The sequence below is a fragment of the Phaeovulum molybdatiresistens genome, assembly GCF_023544865.1.
GTDB lineage: Bacteria > Pseudomonadota > Alphaproteobacteria > Rhodobacterales > Rhodobacteraceae > Pontitalea.
Window position 1 is genome coordinate 18899 of the sequence record NZ_JAMJFX010000022.1, and the last position, 15250, is coordinate 34148.

The following is a 15250-nucleotide window of genomic DNA, read 5'->3' on the forward strand; positions in this document are numbered from 1 at the left end:
GTCGTTCATTCTGCCGCAAGCCTTTCGGTTTCTTCTTTCACGCCGGGAAGTGTGCATCCGGCGGTTTCGGCAATGTGTTTCGCTGCACGCCAGCCAAAGACCATGCAGGGCCCGATCGTTGCCCCCGCACCGGGATAGGCCCCACCGAACACATTGGCCTGATCGTTGCCCACCGCATAGAGGCCGGGGATAGGCTGGTCCGCTGCATCCAGGACGCGCGCATGCACATCTGTCGCAAGACCCTTGTAAGAGCTGATTTCCCCCGGATAGATCCGCACGGCATAAAACGGCCCGCGTTCCAGCGGCCCCAGCGCCGGGTTGGGGTGGTTCTCTTCATCGCCATGGTGGCGGTCGTATTTTGACGCACCGCGGTGATAGTCTTGATCGACGCCGGTGCGGGCAAAGCCGTTAAAGCGCCTGACCGTTGAGTGAAGCTCGGCCGCGTCGATGCCACAGATCTGTGCCAGATCGTCAAGCGTCTTGCCGCGCTTCAGATAGCCATTACGCAGATATTTGCCATGCGGAATCGGGAAGGGGCGGACAAAGCCGATGCCCCAGCGTTTCACCGCCCGGTGATCGGCGATCAGCCAGGCGGTATCGGTGCCGCGCTCTTCAAAGGCGCGCAACATTTCGGGGATCAGATCCCGGTAGGAACAGCTTTCGTTGGCAAAACGCCGCCCGTCCGGTGTGACCATGATGAACCCCGGCTTGGTCCGGTCGACCAGATGCGGCCAGACGCCGGTGAAATCGGTCGCACCCGGCAGTTGCGATGTGGGCATCCAGGCGGCTGCGGTTGCAAGGTTGCAGTTGAAACGGGCGCCCAGGGCCTCGGCCATGCGCGCGCTGTCGCCGATATTGCCCATCGGCACAGGCAGGACCGGGTCCATCGTTGCCGTGACGCCGGGGTGATGGTCGCGCCGGCGCTCGCGGTCACGCGGGTATCCACCGGCCGCCAGCACCACACCGTGGCGCACGCGCACCGTCACCGGACCGCCCGGAGATTCAATCCGGGCCCCCACCACCCGGCCCGCATCAAAAATCAATTCCTGCGCGGGGCTTTCAAGCCAGATGGGCACATTGCCATCGGCCAATGTCCGCGCAAGGCGGGCGATCAGTGCCCGGCCGCGCACGATCGACTGGCTGGAGCCATGCACCGCGACATCGCGAAAGTGACGGATCATGCGTTTGACGACAAAGCCCATCGCGGTGATCGAACGCCCCGCCTTCATGAAATTCTTCATTTCCAGCGAGGAGCCAAGCGCAAGCCCCATGAACAGAGTCTGGGGCAATTCGCCTCTCAGCCCGGTCATCAATGCGCCCATCTTGCCGGCATCATATTCCACCGTGCCAAGCGAACGGATGCGCGAGGCGCCTTCCTCTTCGGAGTGATAATCGGGAAAGTCCATCGCATGAAACCGGACCTCGGTCTCGCGCTCCATGAAGTCGACCATCACTGGGCCCGAGGCCAGATAGGCTTCGATCCGGTCATGGTCGATATACTGGCCCGTCTCGATCTGAAGATAGCGACGGGCGTTTTCGATACTGTCGGCTACGCCGATTTCGGCGCCCAGTTTTTTCGCATGGCGGTTCATCGGAATCCAGATCACGCCGCCCGATGTCGCCGTGGTCCCGCCAAAGACCTTGTCCTTTTCGGCCACAAGAACCTCAAGCCCGGCCTTCATCGCCGTAACAGCGGCCGTCAGCCCCGCGCCGCCCGATCCGATCACAAGCACATCAACGGTGCAATCTTTGCGCATAGATATGTCCTCCCTCCGGGCGTTCCGCACTTCGTCCTGCGGATTGTATCAGCTATTTGAAGCCAAAATATACTAGAAAGAAATTCTTGTGTACGATTAATGGGGCAGGGCAAGTAGGGCCTCTTCCTCGCTGCGCGACAGCACCAGCCGGCCTTCACTGTCCAGAAACCCGAGGATCCCGGTGCGCAGGAAGCGTGCGGGTTCAAAAGGGGCGATGCCATTGGCAAAGCCCGCCATCACACCCGGACCGCGCAGCCAGACCTCTCCAGTTTCGTAAAGCAGCATATCCATCCCGGTGCGCGGATCGACGATCATCACCTCCATGCCGTGCAGCGGACGCCCAACTGTCGCCGCAACGGTGGCCGCAGGATCGCGCGGGTCCGAACACAGGGGAAGGCCTCCGGCCTCGGCCAGCGTTAACCCGTTCACGACGGTCAGGTCAGGCCGACTGCGCTGCAAGCTTGCGAGTGTGTCGCGGCCGGCACGCAGATGGACAAGCCGCAAAGTGTCACCGGTTATTGGGGGGCCGCCGCGCAAATGCCAGGCGATCGTCGCACCCTGCGCTTCAAACGATATAGGACAGCCCGCATAAAATGCCGCCGCAAGGATCAGCCAGGTGCTGGGATCGGTCAGGGTGCCGTCGAGCCAGATGCGGTCATCAGGCCCGATACTATAGCGGTCAGCCAAAGCCCGGCCCATCGCGACCAGCCCCCCCTCGGAAAAGCGCATCAGCACCTCACCGCCCCCGGGGCGGCGTTGTGGCAGGATGACCTCCCCCGGTTTTGCCCTTTGGGTTTTTTGCGCCGGTGCGATCAGGGCGGCCGCGCTGACCAATGCGCCTAGTGCCTGCGGCACCGTCATGTGCAGATCATCCGCGGGCAGGGCAACGACCGAAGCAGATGTTTTAGCCGCGACGATCGCGTCGTGCAGGGACTTCCAGCTTAAATTCCCAAGCGCGGGCGCATGGGCCGATGCCACGCTCCAATAGGCGACGAATCCGGCGAGGGTATTGGATACGGGGCGCGAGATAACGCTGTCGGGCCTGCGTTGCACGTTTGTTTATCCTTCCATTGCCGCTTATTTGTGTCCATAATAAGATATTAGCGTATACAATAGGAGGTGGCAATGCCGCTTGCATTCATCACGGGCGGCGGGGTTGGACTCGGCGCCGAAACCGCACGGCTGGCACAGGCGAAGGGGTGGGATCTTGCACTGTTCGATCTGTCGCGCGCCCGCGCGGAACCGCTTCTGGCGGAACTGCCGGATGCCAGATTCTTTGAGGGCGATGTAACCCGGGAAGAAACGGTGGTTGCCGCGCTGGACGCGCTGGATGCCGTGCCTGATCTGCTGGTCAACAATGCGGGGATCGTGATCTTTAAGCCGATGCTGGAAACCTCGACCGAGGAATTCGCCCGGGTTCTTGCGGTCAATTTGACCGGCGCGTTTACCGTGGCCCGGCTGGTGGCGGAGCGGATGATCGCGCGCGGATCCGGCAGCATCGTCAACATCACCTCGACAGGGGGGATCGCCACCAGCCCGGGCACGCATGCCTATGCCGGTGCGAAACGCGGGCTTGCGGCGCTTACGGAATTAATGGCGCAGGAATGGGGCCCGCTTGGCCTTCGCGTCAATGCGGTCGCCCCGGGGATGATCCATGGCGGGATGTCCTCGACCGTATATGACGAACAATCGGTGGTCGAACGGCGCCGCATGGGGGTGCCCAGCCGCCGGTTGGGGACAGAACGGGATGTGGCCGAAGCGGTGATGTGGCTGGCTTCGGATACCGCGTCCTATGTGAACGGTCATGAGCTGGTGGTGGATGGCGGTGTGACCAAGGCCACGATGTCGATGATCCCGCGCTAGGCAAACCCGCATCTCGGCGCGACCCTGTCGCGCCGGGATGTAATCAGGATCAATAGACCTGAAAGTGTTCGGGCACGCCTGCGGGCCAGACCGTGCCCCACATCCGCATGCCGCCGTCGATGGTCAGCACTTCGCCGGTGATGAAATTTCCCGAGGGCGCGGAAAGATATACCACCCCCTCGGCCACATCCCAGGAATTGCCCATGCGCCGCATCGGGTTGACGTTGTTGAAGCGTTTGGTGGCCTCGGGGGGGTAAAGGCTAAGACCTTCGGTCGCTATGGCGCCCGGCGCGACACAATTCACCCGGATGCCAAGCGGCGCCCATTCCGTCGCGACGGTGCGCGACATGTAGATCACCCCCGCCCGCGCGGCGCAGGTATGGGCGGCCTGCGGCATGCCGCGTTCGACATGGGCGACATTCGACACGATATGACCGCCTTCGCCCCGGTCGCGCCAGCGTTGCGCGGCCCCCTGCATCATCCACCAGGTGCCGTTCAGGTTCAGGTCGACGACCGCGTTCCAGCCCTTGCGCGAAAAGTCGATGGCGTTTTGCGGGAATTGCCCGCCTGCATTGTTGATCAGCGCATCGAGGCCGCCGAATTCATCAAACGTATCGTCCAGCAGCTTGTCGACCTGATCGACATCACGGATCGACATGGCGCGCCAGGAAATGTCGACCCCGACAAGATCCTTTACCTCTTGCTGGGTGCGGACAAGCTTGTCCTCGGTCCGGCCGCAGATCATCACCCGTGCGCCCAGCCGGGCCAGCAAAAATACCATCGCCTTGCCCATCCCCTGGCTTCCGCCAGAGACAAGAAACCGTTGCCCCGCCAGCAGATCCGGCGCGAAAACGGTTGGCAGGCTGGCCATTTCCTCGGGGGAAAGGCCCCACTTCATCGGTGTGGCGTCGGTCATTTCGGCGTTTCCTTCCTGAACGTCGCGGTGCGATGCTCGACATAGGCCGCGATCCCCTCGCGGCTCTCGTCCGAGCGCATCAGCCGGTCGGCATCGGCATGGCCCCGCGCGATCGCATCGGGAAGCGGTTCGTGCATGGCGTGATTGAACAGTTCCTTGCCGAAAGCGATGGCCTTCCACGAATTTTCCAGCATGAGGCTGGCAAAGGCGAGTGTTTCATCAAGCAGAGCCGCCGGCGGAACCACGCGATTGACAACGCCAAGATCTTTCAGCCGCTCGGCAGTCAGCAGCGTGCCATGGCACATTATTTCCATTCCGGTCTGGCGCGGCAGTTGCTGGGCCAGACGCTGAACACCACCGGTAAAGGCGACCATGCCGCGCTTGACCTCTGGCAGTCCGAAAAGCGCCCCTTCAACCGCGACAAGCATGTCGCAGGCAAGGGCGATTTCAAACCCGCCGGCGACCGCCGCACCGTTGATCGCACCGATGACCGGCTTGCCGATGACCCGCTCGGTAACCCCGCAAAAACCGGCGCCGGGCACAAGGCCGTGACCCGCGCCGCGCCGGGCGGCTTCTTTCAGGTCCATCCCGGCGCAGAAACAGCGATTTCCCGCGCCGGTCAGAACGATGGCGCCGACCTGCGGATCGGCCTCGGCTTCGCGCAGATACCGGTCGGCCAGATAGGACCCGGCGGCATCCATCGCGTTTGACGCATGCGGGCGGTTCAGGGTTATGACCTGAACCGCGCCGCGCCGCTCGGTCAGAACCGGCGGATGATCGGCTGTCACATTAGGCATCGCGGATCAGGTTTCGGCTGGTTCCGCAGCAACAGCCGGCGCAGGGGCGGTCACCCATTCACCAAGCTGCTGGGGCACGCGAAGGGCCGCAGGAATATCGGCCGCGCCGATGCGCCGGTCCAGCTCTTCGTGCCAGTGATAGATCCGCCGTTCCTGATAATTCAGCGGGAAGCCCCGCAGCCCCTTGCTTTCAACAGATTTCTGGATCTTGTCAGCAAATTGCAGGTCTTCATCCAGAATGGCCAGGAAGTTTTGCAGCCGGGTATCCCAGATTTCCGGGCGTGGCCCATCGCCCCATGAGGGCGCGAACCAATGCACCTCGATCAGCATCGTGTCAATGGTTTCAGGCCAGAAGCACAGCACCGGAATACCGGCGGTTGCGATCGGCGACACAAAGTTGGGATAGGCGAGAACGGAATAATTCGTATTGGCAAACCACGGGTCCATGCCTTCCACTTCGGGCAAGCCCTTGATGCCCGGATCGGTCCAGCCCTCGCGTTTGTAGGGGGTGACCATCCGGCTGTGCCCGCCGGGCCAGAGGGTGATAGCGCTGCCCCGGTGGTCAAGGAAGCGGTCGACCGTATTTTGGTGGATCGACTTCAGGTGATAGACCTCAAGGAAGGCATCGAGCAGGATCTTGACGTTACAATCCACCTTGATCGCGGTCTTGTCGATCAGCCGAAGCGTGTCGGGGCGGGCCTCATCAAGGCTGTCGGCCACCGGGCCAAGATACTCGCGCAGGCTGGTTGCATCGTTGTCAAGATTGACAAAATACAGATTGCCGATGTTTTCGCAGCGCACATCGATCAAGGACCGGCAGGTCAGATCAAGATTAACGAAATCGCGCCGGTCCCGCAGGTTGATCAGCTCGCCGCGGGTGTTGTAGGTCCAGCCGTGGTATTTGCAGGTTACGCCGCGCGATTTCCCCGAAGGTTCGGTGACAACTGGTGCGCCGCGATGTCGGCAGGTGTTGTAAAAGCACCGCACAGTGCCGTCTTCGCCACGGATGAAAAACAACGGCTCACCAAGGCGGGTCCATTGCACGTATGAGCCAACCTCAGGCACCTCATCCGCGTGAATCGCATAGACCCAGGACTTGTGCCACATGCGATCGCGCTCCAGGTCGTTGAACGCTGGGTCAACATAGCGGTCGCCGGGAATGTCGGGCAATTTCGGAAAGCCTTCGGGTGGGCCGCCGCGCTGTGACTCATAGGACTGTTGATCGCGGATCTTCTGAATTTCGGTCGGATTCATGGTCTGGGCTCCTCCATGCCGCAAGGAATCGGCTAAGGTTTCCGCTGGCTGCGGGACGCCTTGTATATTAACCTGCCATATATTATATGCAAACCCTAAGTTTCGTATTTTATCATGGGGGCGAAATGGCGGGTTTCGGCGATGTCATGCAGCTTGGTTATGTGGTCGACGACATGGATCGCGCCATCGACCACTGGGCGCGGGTTCTTGGCGTCGGGCCGTTTTTCGTTGCAAACCGTGTGCCCTATGCCCAGGTTTCCTACCTTGGCCAGCCCTGCGATGCGGAGATTTCGGTTGCATTGGCCAGCCATCGCGGGATGCAGATCGAGATCATTCAGCAGGTTGGCGGCGGACGGTCAATTTTCGCCGATTTCATGGCGCGCACCGGTGGTGGGCTGCATCATGTCTGCGCCCTGACCGATGACCTTACGCGCGATCTGGCCGATTGGAAGACGCGCGGCGTCGATGTTTTGCAGGGCGGTGTGACCATGGCGGGGATTCCCTTCGCCTATCTTGCGACCGATCCTGACGACAGGGGGCGCGTGCTGGAACTGGTGCAGCCGTCGCCCGGTCTGACGCGGTTTTTCGCCAAGATCGACGGGGCTGGCCGGTCGTGGGACGGGCAGGATGCGCGGATCGACCTTCGCTAGCTGTATACCTTGACAGCATTTTGTGAATACAATAGCGTCGCCAAAAACCGGGAGAGTTACATGCCGATTATCAATGCCACTGACCGCGACGGAAACGAAAAGTTGATTCAGGCCGAAACGGGTCTGTCCTTGATGCTGAACCTGCGCGACAACGGCGGGCTTGATATCGCGGCGATATGTGGTGGCAGCTGTTCTTGCGCCACATGCCATATCTATGTTGATGCTGACTGGCTGGAAAAGCTGGATCCGCAGTCACCGGATGAATTTGAACTGGTCGAATTTGCCCAATACTACAAGGAAAATTCGCGCCTGTCCTGCCAGATCGAGATGACCGATGCGCTGGATGGGATCCGCATCACATTGGCGCCCCAGGAATAGGGCGCCCTGCGAGCGGGGCAGCGGTAAAACGCCAGCAACGTTTCAGATCGGCCGCAACGTATAGCGGCCGATCAAGCCGCCGGTAAGTTCAAACCAGACCATGAAGGGCTTACGCGCGCCGCCCGGCCCCTCGACATAGCCCAGAAAAGCGCCTCGCCCGTCTGCAAAAATCATATCTTCGATCCTGTGCGTGATCTGCGCCTGTGCGAGCTCTGTCACCCGCGCCGACAGCAGATCAAACACCGCCTGCCGACCCCGACAGCCCGAGGCTTCGCCCCGTTCGAACCCGTGGTGGGACCAGACCTGAGTATGGCTCCAATCAACATCGGGATGAAGCGCCGAAACGGCGCGGGCCATGTCACCCGCGTCGATCCCGTCATAATAGGTGCCCTGTACAAGCCGGATGACATCTGTGCGCGTTGTCATGTTTCGAGCATTTCCTTGAGCCTAAATTTCTGGATCTTCGTCGATGACATCGGCCATTCCGCGATGAAGCGCACATCGCGCGGCACCTTGAAACTGGCAATCTTGCCCTGGCAGAACTTGATGATGTCCTCGGGGGTGGTGTCGATGCCGGGTTTCAGTTCGACAAAGGCGACCGGCACTTCCTGAAGGCGCGCATCGGGGCGGCCGACCACCTGACACAGTTTGACCGCCGCATGTGTGCCGACCAGCGATTCAATTTCCTGCGCGGCCACGTTTTCGCCGCCGACCTTCAGCATATCCTTCAGCCGCCCATGAAACATCAGCGTGCCCGCCGCATCCATTGAGCCAAGGTCGCCGGTATGGAACCAGCCGTTGCGCTTGGCCTCGGCGGTCTTTTCTGTATCCTTGTAATAGGCGGTGAAGATCGAAAAACCACGTACGCAGATTTCTCCGACCTCATCGATTTCGCAGGCCGTTCCGTCGGGCCGGCAGATCCGCACTTCCAGACCGTCGAACGGCTTGCCGAGGCGCCCCGTGCGGCTTTCATAGCTGTCGGTGGGATAGCTGGTGGTGACGGTGCCTGATGTCTCGGTCATGCCGTAGGTGCCGACCTGAATGATTCCGGGGATCTTTTCCTGGATCGTGCGCGCAACGCTGGGCGGCTGCATTGCCATGTTGGAATTCATGATCCGGATCGAGCTAAGGTCGCGTTGTTCGAATTCCGGGTGATAGATCATGTCGGCAATGAAGGTGCCAAAGCTTGGGTAGGCTACCGTGGCGCCGTCACGCTCGATCATCGCCATCGCGACCCCGGCGTCGAAATACTGCATCGATAGATAGGTCGCGCCGACCGAATAGGCCGCGCAAAGCGGGAACATCGCCCCGATGTGATACATCGGCAGCGGTGACCAGAAGACATCGTCTTCGGTCATTTCATAGCGTTTGGCCATCGCCTGTCCGGTCCGCACAAGCGATTCATGGCTGATCAGACAGCCCTTCGGGTCCGCCGTCGTGCCAGAGGTGTAAAGGATCAACCCGGTATCGGCCACGCGCACCCGCACACGCGCCTGGGCGATTTCTGCCGCCGGCACGGTTTCGACGGCCTCGGCAAAGGTACGGGCTGTGGTAAAGCCCGGCGCGTGATCGTCACTGACCAGCAGGATACGCCGAAGCCGTGGTGCGCGGGGCAATTGAAGATTGGCGTTTTCGGGCTGATCGGCCAGTTCGGGAAAGCTTTCGGTCAGCCGTTCGATGAAATTCACGCCCTCGGCGATCTTGCCGCTGGTCACGATGGCCACAAGGTCGGCATTTCCCGTGATATAGGTCAGCTCGCGCGCGCGAAAACGCGCATTGATCGGAACCGATACCGCCCCGATCAGTGCGATCCCGAAGAACGCCTCGACCGTTTCGATCGAGGAGGGCAGCAGCATGCCGACATGGTCGCCGGCCTGAACACCCATCGCGCGCAGCCCGCGGGCAAAGCGAATCGCGCGCTCGCGCAGCTCGGCAAAACTCAGGCGGCGCTCGGGGAAGACGATCGCATCCTTGTCTGGATAGGCCGCCGCTGCATGCATGAGCAGATCGCCGATGGTGGTGACTGCGGTGAATTCTTGAAATGCGAGCATTTCGCCTCCCTGTATCGCTATCGGTCCGAACGCGTTTCGCTGAATATGTAAAACAATACCACCGTATACAAGAAAAATTCACACACGCATGTATTTCATGTGGGTTTTTTTTGAAATGTCATTTTTAAACAGATATTTAGCCGAATTTCCGGCCTGTGTTGGAGATGTTGCGAGCATTGAAAACAAATGTTGTGTATATTTTTAACCAGGTCTAACGTACACCGACAGCGGAAGGTGCTTGCCGTGTGAACCTTCCGTCATGGACAGAAGGCGATGTCGCGGCATCAAACGGGAGGAAGGCATGAAATTACTGAAGCTTGGGATGTCTGTCGCAGCCTTTTCGGCGGTGATGGCTTCGTCGACCCTAGCAATGGCCGATGAATACAAGATCGTGGTGTTGCAGTCGCTGACCGGCGGCGCCGCCTTTATCGGCAAGCATGTGGCCGATGGCGCGGTGATGGCCGCAGATGAGTTGAACGAGAAGGGTTTTTTCGGCGCGGGCAACAGCCTGGTCTACGAAGTGGCCGATGATGCCACAGACCGCACCCAGACGCTTTCGCTCATCACGCGTCTTGCGGCGGATGACAAGGTGTTGCTGGTGATGGGGCCGACCTCGGGGTCGGTGGCACTGGCGGGGGCCAATGTGGCCAATGAACGCGCCTTTCCGGTGCTGACCACGACAAACTCGATGGAAGTGGTCGAGAACGGGCCTTGGTCGTTCATCCTGACCCAGCCGGCGGATGTGACCATTCCCTATCTTGCTGATTTCACCGCTCAGACGCTTGGGGCAAAAAGCTGCGCGATCATCGGCGTCAAGGACAACGAGGCCTATGTGGCGCTTCAGCGCAAATACGAAGAGCTGATCCAGGCGCAGGGTGTGTCCCTTGCCTCGGTCGACGGGGTTGCGCTGGCCGATAGCGACTTTTCGGCGCTGGCCACCAAGATTGCCACCTCTGACCAGGATTGTGTCTTTATCGGCACCCCCGCCGCGCAGGCCGCCAATATGGTGATTCAGCTACGCCAGGCGGGTCTTGACCCCTCGATCCCGATCCTGGGCCATAATGCCTTTGCCTCGCCGGCCTTTATCGAAAAGGGCGGCGCTGCGGTTGAGAATGTCTATCTGATCGGTGCCTGGGTTCCGGGGGGCGACGATGAATTCTCGCAGGCATTTGCGGCGAATTTCCAGGCGAAAACCGGCGTTTCGGCCGATGAATGGCACGCGGTGGGTTATTCCGGGATGCAGGTGATTGCCAATGCGATCAAGGATGCGGTCGCTGCGGGCAAGGTCACGCGCGAAGGTGTACGCGATGCGCTTGGCGCCCAGACCGACATCCCCGTCGTGATCGGCGAGGGCACCTATAGCTATGACGAACATCGCGTGCCGCGCTTCGGCATGAAGGTCATGCAGGTGAAAGACGGCGCCTTCACCGTCGTGGAACAGTAAGCGGAAAATCCGGCACGCCCTTTCGGGGGCTTGCCGGGCAGACGGAACCGGGGTGTCGCGCCCCGACAATAGGGTGGCTTCATGCTCTCACAGCAAATCCTGAATGGTCTCGTTACAGGATCGGTCTATGCGCTATTCTCATTGGGCTTCACGCTGATCTTCGGTGTGCAGAAGCTGCTGAATTTCGCGCATGGCGCGACCTTCATGGCCGGTGCTTTCATCGCCTATTACTGCACGATCAGCGGCATGCCCTTTTTGTTGGCCATCGGCTTGTCGATGGTGGCGACGGGCGTGATCGGGATTGTGGTCGATCTGGTTGCCTTCCGCCCGTTGCGAAAGCGCGGCAATGCCGAATTCCCGGCACTGGTCAGCTCGATCGGCGTCGATCTGGTCCTGATCTCAATCGCGCAGCAGGTTTCCAAAACGCAGGTGCTGAATTTTCCCTTCGGCACCTTCCCGGTGAAGTTTTTCAATTTCCTGGGACTGCGGATCTCTCTTTTGCAAATCGTCATTCTGGCGACGGTGGCTGTTCTGGTCGTGCTGCTGATATTCTACCTTAAAAAGACAAGCTTCGGTCGCCAGGTGCGGGCCGTTGCCACCAATGAACGCGCCGCGGCGCTGCTTGGGGTCAATGTTCAAAGCGTCTTTTTGCAAACCTTCTTCATCGCAGGCGCGCTTGCGGGGCTTGCCGGGGTGCTGATCGGGCTGTTGTTCAACTCGATGCAATTCCTGATGGGCGAGCCCTATATGCTGCGCGCCTTTGTCGTGGTGGTCATCGGCGGGCTTGGCAGTGTGCCGGGGGCGATTGTGGCCTCGCTGATGCTGGGGGTTATGCAATCGCTGACGGTTGCCTATCTGCCCTCTGGTTTAACGGATGCGATCATCTTCACACTTTTGTTCATTGTGCTTCTGATCCGGCCGAACGGGCTGTTCGGTGACGCCAATGCTGTTGCGGGGGGGACGCGCCAATGATCAACCTATATTATGCCTACCAGCCGATTATCGACTTTTTCCTGCTGTCAGTCGGCTTTGGCTATTCGCAACAGATCGCGTTGCGTGCGGGGGTGTTTTCCATCGCCACTGCGGGATTTGCGGCCATCGGCGCCTATGCGGTTGCCATCCTAGTGACCAAGACCGGCTTTCCCATTGTCGGGGCGGTGGTGCTGGGCATGGTTATCGCGGGGGGTGCGGGGCTTGTGCTGTCGCTGCCGCTTGCGCGTCTGCGCGGGGCGTTTCAGGCAATCGCCACACTGGCCTTTGTGCAGATCGTGATTTCGCTTTTGCTGTTTGCCGAGGATTTCACCGGCGGCGCGCTTGGGATCACGGGAATTCCGCGGGTGGTCAATACGGGCGTGCTGATCTTTATCGTGGCTTTCGTCATGTATGTGATGTGGTCGATCGGACGCACGGGGCTGGGCCGCATCTTCGATGCGCTGCGTCAGGAAGAAAGCGTTGCCGCATCGCTTGGCGTCAACATCGGCCGTTATCACGCGTTTGCCTTCATCCTTTCGGGCGCGATTGGCGGGCTGTTTGGCGGGCTGCAATCGCTTTACGTGTTCCAGATCGAGCCGCATAACTTTGGCTTTGCCTTCATGGTGAACGTTCTGACCGTTGTCATTTTGGGTGGTCGCACCACGCTGCTTGGCCCGATCATGGGGGCTGCGATCATGGCAATCCTGCCCGAACTTGCGCGTCCGCTTGCCGAATACCGCCCGGCGGTGAACGGGGTGATCTTGATCCTTGTCATCACCTTCTTGCCGAACGGTGTGGGCGACGAGATCGTGTTCTGGTTCCGCCGTCGCCGTCACGCCGCTGCCGCCGCGAACCGCGTCAAAGTCAAGGAGGCGAAGAATGCCGTCACTTCATCTTGAGGGTGTTTCCAAGCATTTCGGCGGTCTCAAGGCTGTCGACGGGATCACGATGGCCGTGCCGCCGGGTGAGATCACCGGCCTGATCGGGCCGAACGGGGCGGGCAAATCGACCGTGGTGAACCTGATTTCGGGCGTGCTGTCGCTGACCCATGGGGATATCCGTCTTGGCGGGGCCTCTATCTCTACCGACCGCGCCGATATTGTCGCGCGCCAGGGCGTCAGCCGCACCTTCCAGAACATCCGCCTGTTGCCAGAGGCGACAGTGCTGGAAAACGTCATGATCGGCTTTCACCGGCGCGAACAGTCGGGCTTGATGGCAAATTTGTTCGGCCTGCGCGCTGCCCTGCGTGAACAGCGTGAATTCCGCGACCGCGCACATGCGCTTCTGGAACGGTTTGGGTTGGATGAATATGCCGAATTCGAAGCCGGCAATCTGGCCTATGGTCACCAGCGCCGGGTTGAGATGGCGCGCGCAATCGCAAGTGAGCCGGCGATCGTCTTGCTGGACGAACCGGTTGCGGGGATGAACGATGTGGAAAGCGACGAGCTGGCCACCATTTTCCGCGAACTTGCCAACAGCGGCATGGGGCTTTTGCTGATCGAACATAATGTGGGCTTTGTCACGCGGCTGTGCAAACAGGTCTACGTGCTCGACTCGGGCCGTATGATCGCCGCTGGCGATCCGCACGAGGTCACCCGCGATCCGAAGGTGGTCGCGGCCTATATCGGGACATCGAAACATTGACCAATATGCTGAATGTCAAGGATCTTCACGTCTCCTACAAGGGGATCAAGGCGCTGCGCGGCGTGTCATTGCATGTCGAGGAAGGCGAGATGGTCGCGCTTATCGGGTCGAATGGCGCGGGTAAATCCACCCTGCTGAACGCCTTGTCGAACATGGTCCGGCGCAAGTCGGGCGATATCGTGTTCGCCGGGCGCGAAACCCGCGGGCAAAGCGCGCATACGGTTGCCCGCCAGGGGTTGCTGCATGTGCCCGAAGGGCGCCAGATCCTTGCTGATATGAGCGTTTATGAAAACCTTCTGGTTGGCCAGATCGCCCTGGGCAGCCGGACCACGCGCTATACGCTTGAACATGTCTATGAACTGTTCCCGGTGCTGGAAGAACGCCGTGACCAGATTGCGGGGACTTTGTCGGGCGGGCAGCAGCAGATGTTGGCGATTGGCCGGGCCTTGATGGGCGGGCCCAAGCTTTTGTTGCTTGATGAACCCTCGCTGGGATTGTCGCCGCTGATCACCGATCAGGTGTTCAACGCGCTGACAAAGCTGAACCAAGAGGGGCTGACCGTGCTTTTGGTCGAACAGAACGCGCTGCGCGCGCTTGAGGCGACCAGCCGGGCCTATGTGCTTGACCGGGGCCTGATCACCCATGAGGGCCCATCGGCTGCATTGGCCGGCGATCAGACGATCATCGACAGCTATCTGGGGGCCTGAGCGATGAACCCTGCGCTGACCTTGCACCAGCTTTGCCTGCGCGATGTGGCCCCGGCCGATCTGCCCGCCATTGCGGCGCAGGTCGGGCTGGGGTCTGTATCGGTGTTCGTGATCCCGCCGTCAGCAAAGCTTGACATCTTTCCCCGGATTCCGCCGGGGCAGGGGCTGCGTGACTTTGTCGCCGCCTGTCGCGGGCACGGGGTCGGGGTGCATAATATTGAGGTATTCTCGGTCGCGCCGGAAACCGAAATCGCTGATTTCGACGCCGCGCTGGATATGGGGGCCGAGATTGGCGCGCGTCGTCTTACCGCATTGGTGCAAGACCCGGACCGGGCGCGCGCGCTTGACCAGATGTGCGCGCTGGCCGATGCGGCGGGCGCGCGGGGGATCGCGGTATCGGTCGAGTTCATGAAATTCTCAGAGTTACGCAACATCGGCGCGGGTGCGCGTTTCATCGCCGACAGTGGGCACCCGAACCTGACCTTGCTTGTCGATCCGCTGCATCTTTTCCGCACCGGGGGCAGCGTTGCGGATTTGGCCGCCACCGACCCGCGCGTGATTGGCGCGGCGCAGATCTGCGACGGGCCGTTCCTTGCCCCCGCCAATGCCTTTGCCGAAGCGGTTGAAGACCGTGGAATTCCGGGCGAAGGCGCGTTTCCATTGTCCGCGTTTCTGGCGGCCCTTCCCGCCGATTGCCCGATTGATATCGAAGTGCCGCTGAAACGGCTCGCCGATGCCGGCGTCCCACCGGTTGAGCGTGCAAGGCGGCTTGTCGCCGCGACCCGCGCGTTGCTTCGCGATGGTGCGGGAGGCTGAT

Annotated in this window: 16 protein-coding genes; 9 read left to right on the forward strand and 7 right to left on the reverse strand. The window is 60.7% G+C overall.

The genetic code is table 11. The features are described from left to right. Positions 1 to 5: 5 nt before the first annotated feature. Both MXB90_RS13785 and MXB90_RS17805 read right to left on the reverse strand, forming a co-directional pair. Entirely contained in the window at positions 6 to 1757 is a 1752-nt protein-coding gene (locus MXB90_RS13785) for an FAD-dependent oxidoreductase (RefSeq protein ID WP_250045859.1), read from the reverse strand. Between the two features lie 96 nt (positions 1758 to 1853). Continuing rightward, positions 1854 to 2810 carry an AMP-binding protein gene (locus tag MXB90_RS17805; protein ID WP_250045860.1) on the reverse strand — a complete coding sequence of 319 codons (957 nt, stop codon included), beginning with the start codon at positions 2808 to 2810 and terminating at the stop codon, positions 1854 to 1856. A gap of 72 nt (positions 2811 to 2882) precedes the next feature. Between MXB90_RS17805 and MXB90_RS13795 the strand changes: the two genes are divergently transcribed. After that, complete coding sequence (locus MXB90_RS13795; RefSeq protein ID WP_250045862.1) at positions 2883 to 3620, forward strand: SDR family NAD(P)-dependent oxidoreductase; 738 nt, start codon at positions 2883 to 2885, stop codon at positions 3618 to 3620. Positions 3621 to 3669: 49 nt separating this feature from the next. Here MXB90_RS13795 and MXB90_RS13800 read toward each other — a convergent pair whose 3' ends face one another. Genes MXB90_RS13800 through MXB90_RS13810 form a run of 3 tightly spaced genes read right to left on the reverse strand, consistent with a single transcriptional unit; the run spans position 3670 to position 6587 of the window. Beyond that, a complete protein-coding gene (locus MXB90_RS13800; protein WP_250045864.1) occupies positions 3670 to 4536 on the reverse strand; it encodes an SDR family oxidoreductase in 867 nt (288 codons plus the stop codon). Continuing rightward, positions 4533 to 5333, reverse strand: coding sequence for an enoyl-CoA hydratase-related protein (locus MXB90_RS13805; protein ID WP_250045865.1), 801 nt, complete (start codon positions 5331 to 5333; stop codon positions 4533 to 4535). Before MXB90_RS13805 ends, MXB90_RS13800 begins: the two co-directional genes overlap by 4 nt. A gap of 6 nt (positions 5334 to 5339) precedes the next feature. Continuing rightward, complete coding sequence (locus MXB90_RS13810) at positions 5340 to 6587, reverse strand: aromatic ring-hydroxylating oxygenase subunit alpha (RefSeq protein WP_250045866.1); 1248 nt, start codon at positions 6585 to 6587, stop codon at positions 5340 to 5342. Between the two features lie 125 nt (positions 6588 to 6712). Between MXB90_RS13810 and MXB90_RS13815 the strand changes: the two genes are divergently transcribed. Both MXB90_RS13815 and MXB90_RS13820 read left to right on the forward strand, forming a co-directional pair. Next, a complete protein-coding gene (locus tag MXB90_RS13815) occupies positions 6713 to 7237 on the forward strand; it encodes a VOC family protein (protein ID WP_250045871.1) in 525 nt (174 codons plus the stop codon). 60 nt (positions 7238 to 7297) lie between these two features. Further along, on the forward strand, positions 7298 to 7615 hold the full coding sequence (locus tag MXB90_RS13820) for a 2Fe-2S iron-sulfur cluster-binding protein (RefSeq protein WP_250045872.1): 318 nt from the start codon (positions 7298 to 7300) through the stop codon (positions 7613 to 7615). Between the two features lie 42 nt (positions 7616 to 7657). Here MXB90_RS13820 and MXB90_RS13825 read toward each other — a convergent pair whose 3' ends face one another. Together MXB90_RS13825 and MXB90_RS13830 are read right to left on the reverse strand one after the other, a co-directional pair. Then, the gene (locus MXB90_RS13825) at positions 7658 to 8041 is read right to left on the reverse strand and encodes a nuclear transport factor 2 family protein (RefSeq protein WP_250045873.1); all 384 of its coding nucleotides are present in this window, start codon (positions 8039 to 8041) and stop codon (positions 7658 to 7660) included. Continuing rightward, positions 8038 to 9666 carry a class I adenylate-forming enzyme family protein gene (locus MXB90_RS13830; protein ID WP_250045875.1) on the reverse strand — a complete coding sequence of 543 codons (1629 nt, stop codon included), beginning with the start codon at positions 9664 to 9666 and terminating at the stop codon, positions 8038 to 8040. Before MXB90_RS13830 ends, MXB90_RS13825 begins: the two co-directional genes overlap by 4 nt. A gap of 301 nt (positions 9667 to 9967) precedes the next feature. Here MXB90_RS13830 and MXB90_RS13835 point away from each other — a divergent pair, with 301 nt between their 5' ends. From MXB90_RS13835 to MXB90_RS13860, 6 genes are all read left to right on the forward strand, one after another. Continuing rightward, on the forward strand, positions 9968 to 11110 hold the full coding sequence (locus tag MXB90_RS13835) for an ABC transporter substrate-binding protein (protein ID WP_250045876.1): 1143 nt from the start codon (positions 9968 to 9970) through the stop codon (positions 11108 to 11110). Positions 11111 to 11191: 81 nt separating this feature from the next. After that, positions 11192 to 12082 (forward strand): branched-chain amino acid ABC transporter permease, encoded by an 891-nt coding sequence (locus MXB90_RS13840; RefSeq protein WP_250045878.1) that lies wholly within the window; start codon positions 11192 to 11194, stop codon positions 12080 to 12082. Then, on the forward strand, positions 12079 to 12981 hold the full coding sequence (locus tag MXB90_RS13845; RefSeq protein WP_250045879.1) for a branched-chain amino acid ABC transporter permease: 903 nt from the start codon (positions 12079 to 12081) through the stop codon (positions 12979 to 12981). The genes MXB90_RS13840 and MXB90_RS13845 overlap by 4 nt, the downstream gene beginning before the upstream one ends. After that, the gene (locus MXB90_RS13850) at positions 12962 to 13726 is read left to right on the forward strand and encodes an ABC transporter ATP-binding protein (protein ID WP_250045881.1); all 765 of its coding nucleotides are present in this window, start codon (positions 12962 to 12964) and stop codon (positions 13724 to 13726) included. The genes MXB90_RS13845 and MXB90_RS13850 overlap by 20 nt, the downstream gene beginning before the upstream one ends. A 5-nt stretch (positions 13727 to 13731) precedes the next feature. After that, positions 13732 to 14433 carry an ABC transporter ATP-binding protein gene (locus tag MXB90_RS13855; protein WP_250045882.1) on the forward strand — a complete coding sequence of 234 codons (702 nt, stop codon included), beginning with the start codon at positions 13732 to 13734 and terminating at the stop codon, positions 14431 to 14433. A 3-nt stretch (positions 14434 to 14436) separates the two neighbouring features. Further along, a complete protein-coding gene (locus MXB90_RS13860) occupies positions 14437 to 15249 on the forward strand; it encodes a sugar phosphate isomerase/epimerase family protein (protein ID WP_250045884.1) in 813 nt (270 codons plus the stop codon). The last annotated feature ends 1 nt before the right edge of the window (position 15250 follow it).

Bases quoted from the DNA above. Each gene is read 5' to 3' on its own strand.
- MXB90_RS13785 (WP_250045859.1), bottom strand. From the start codon at position 1,757: ATGCGCAAAGATTGCACCGTTGATGTGCTTGTGATCGGATCGGGCGGC.
- MXB90_RS13795 (WP_250045862.1), top strand. From the start codon at position 2,883: ATGCCGCTTGCATTCATCACGGGCGGCGGGGTTGGACTCGGCGCCGAA.
- MXB90_RS13800 (WP_250045864.1), bottom strand. From the start codon at position 4,536: ATGACCGACGCCACACCGATGAAGTGGGGCCTTTCCCCCGAGGAAATG.
- MXB90_RS13805 (WP_250045865.1), bottom strand. From the start codon at position 5,333: ATGCCTAATGTGACAGCCGATCATCCGCCGGTTCTGACCGAGCGGCGC.
- MXB90_RS13810 (WP_250045866.1), bottom strand. From the start codon at position 6,587: ATGAATCCGACCGAAATTCAGAAGATCCGCGATCAACAGTCCTATGAG.
- MXB90_RS13815 (WP_250045871.1), top strand. From the start codon at position 6,713: ATGGCGGGTTTCGGCGATGTCATGCAGCTTGGTTATGTGGTCGACGAC.
- MXB90_RS13820 (WP_250045872.1), top strand. From the start codon at position 7,298: ATGCCGATTATCAATGCCACTGACCGCGACGGAAACGAAAAGTTGATT.
- MXB90_RS13825 (WP_250045873.1), bottom strand. From the start codon at position 8,041: ATGACAACGCGCACAGATGTCATCCGGCTTGTACAGGGCACCTATTAT.
- MXB90_RS13830 (WP_250045875.1), bottom strand. From the start codon at position 9,666: ATGCTCGCATTTCAAGAATTCACCGCAGTCACCACCATCGGCGATCTG.
- MXB90_RS13835 (WP_250045876.1), top strand. From the start codon at position 9,968: ATGAAATTACTGAAGCTTGGGATGTCTGTCGCAGCCTTTTCGGCGGTG.
- MXB90_RS13840 (WP_250045878.1), top strand. From the start codon at position 11,192: ATGCTCTCACAGCAAATCCTGAATGGTCTCGTTACAGGATCGGTCTAT.
- MXB90_RS13845 (WP_250045879.1), top strand. From the start codon at position 12,079: ATGATCAACCTATATTATGCCTACCAGCCGATTATCGACTTTTTCCTG.
- MXB90_RS13850 (WP_250045881.1), top strand. From the start codon at position 12,962: ATGCCGTCACTTCATCTTGAGGGTGTTTCCAAGCATTTCGGCGGTCTC.
- MXB90_RS13855 (WP_250045882.1), top strand. From the start codon at position 13,732: ATGCTGAATGTCAAGGATCTTCACGTCTCCTACAAGGGGATCAAGGCG.
- MXB90_RS13860 (WP_250045884.1), top strand. From the start codon at position 14,437: ATGAACCCTGCGCTGACCTTGCACCAGCTTTGCCTGCGCGATGTGGCC.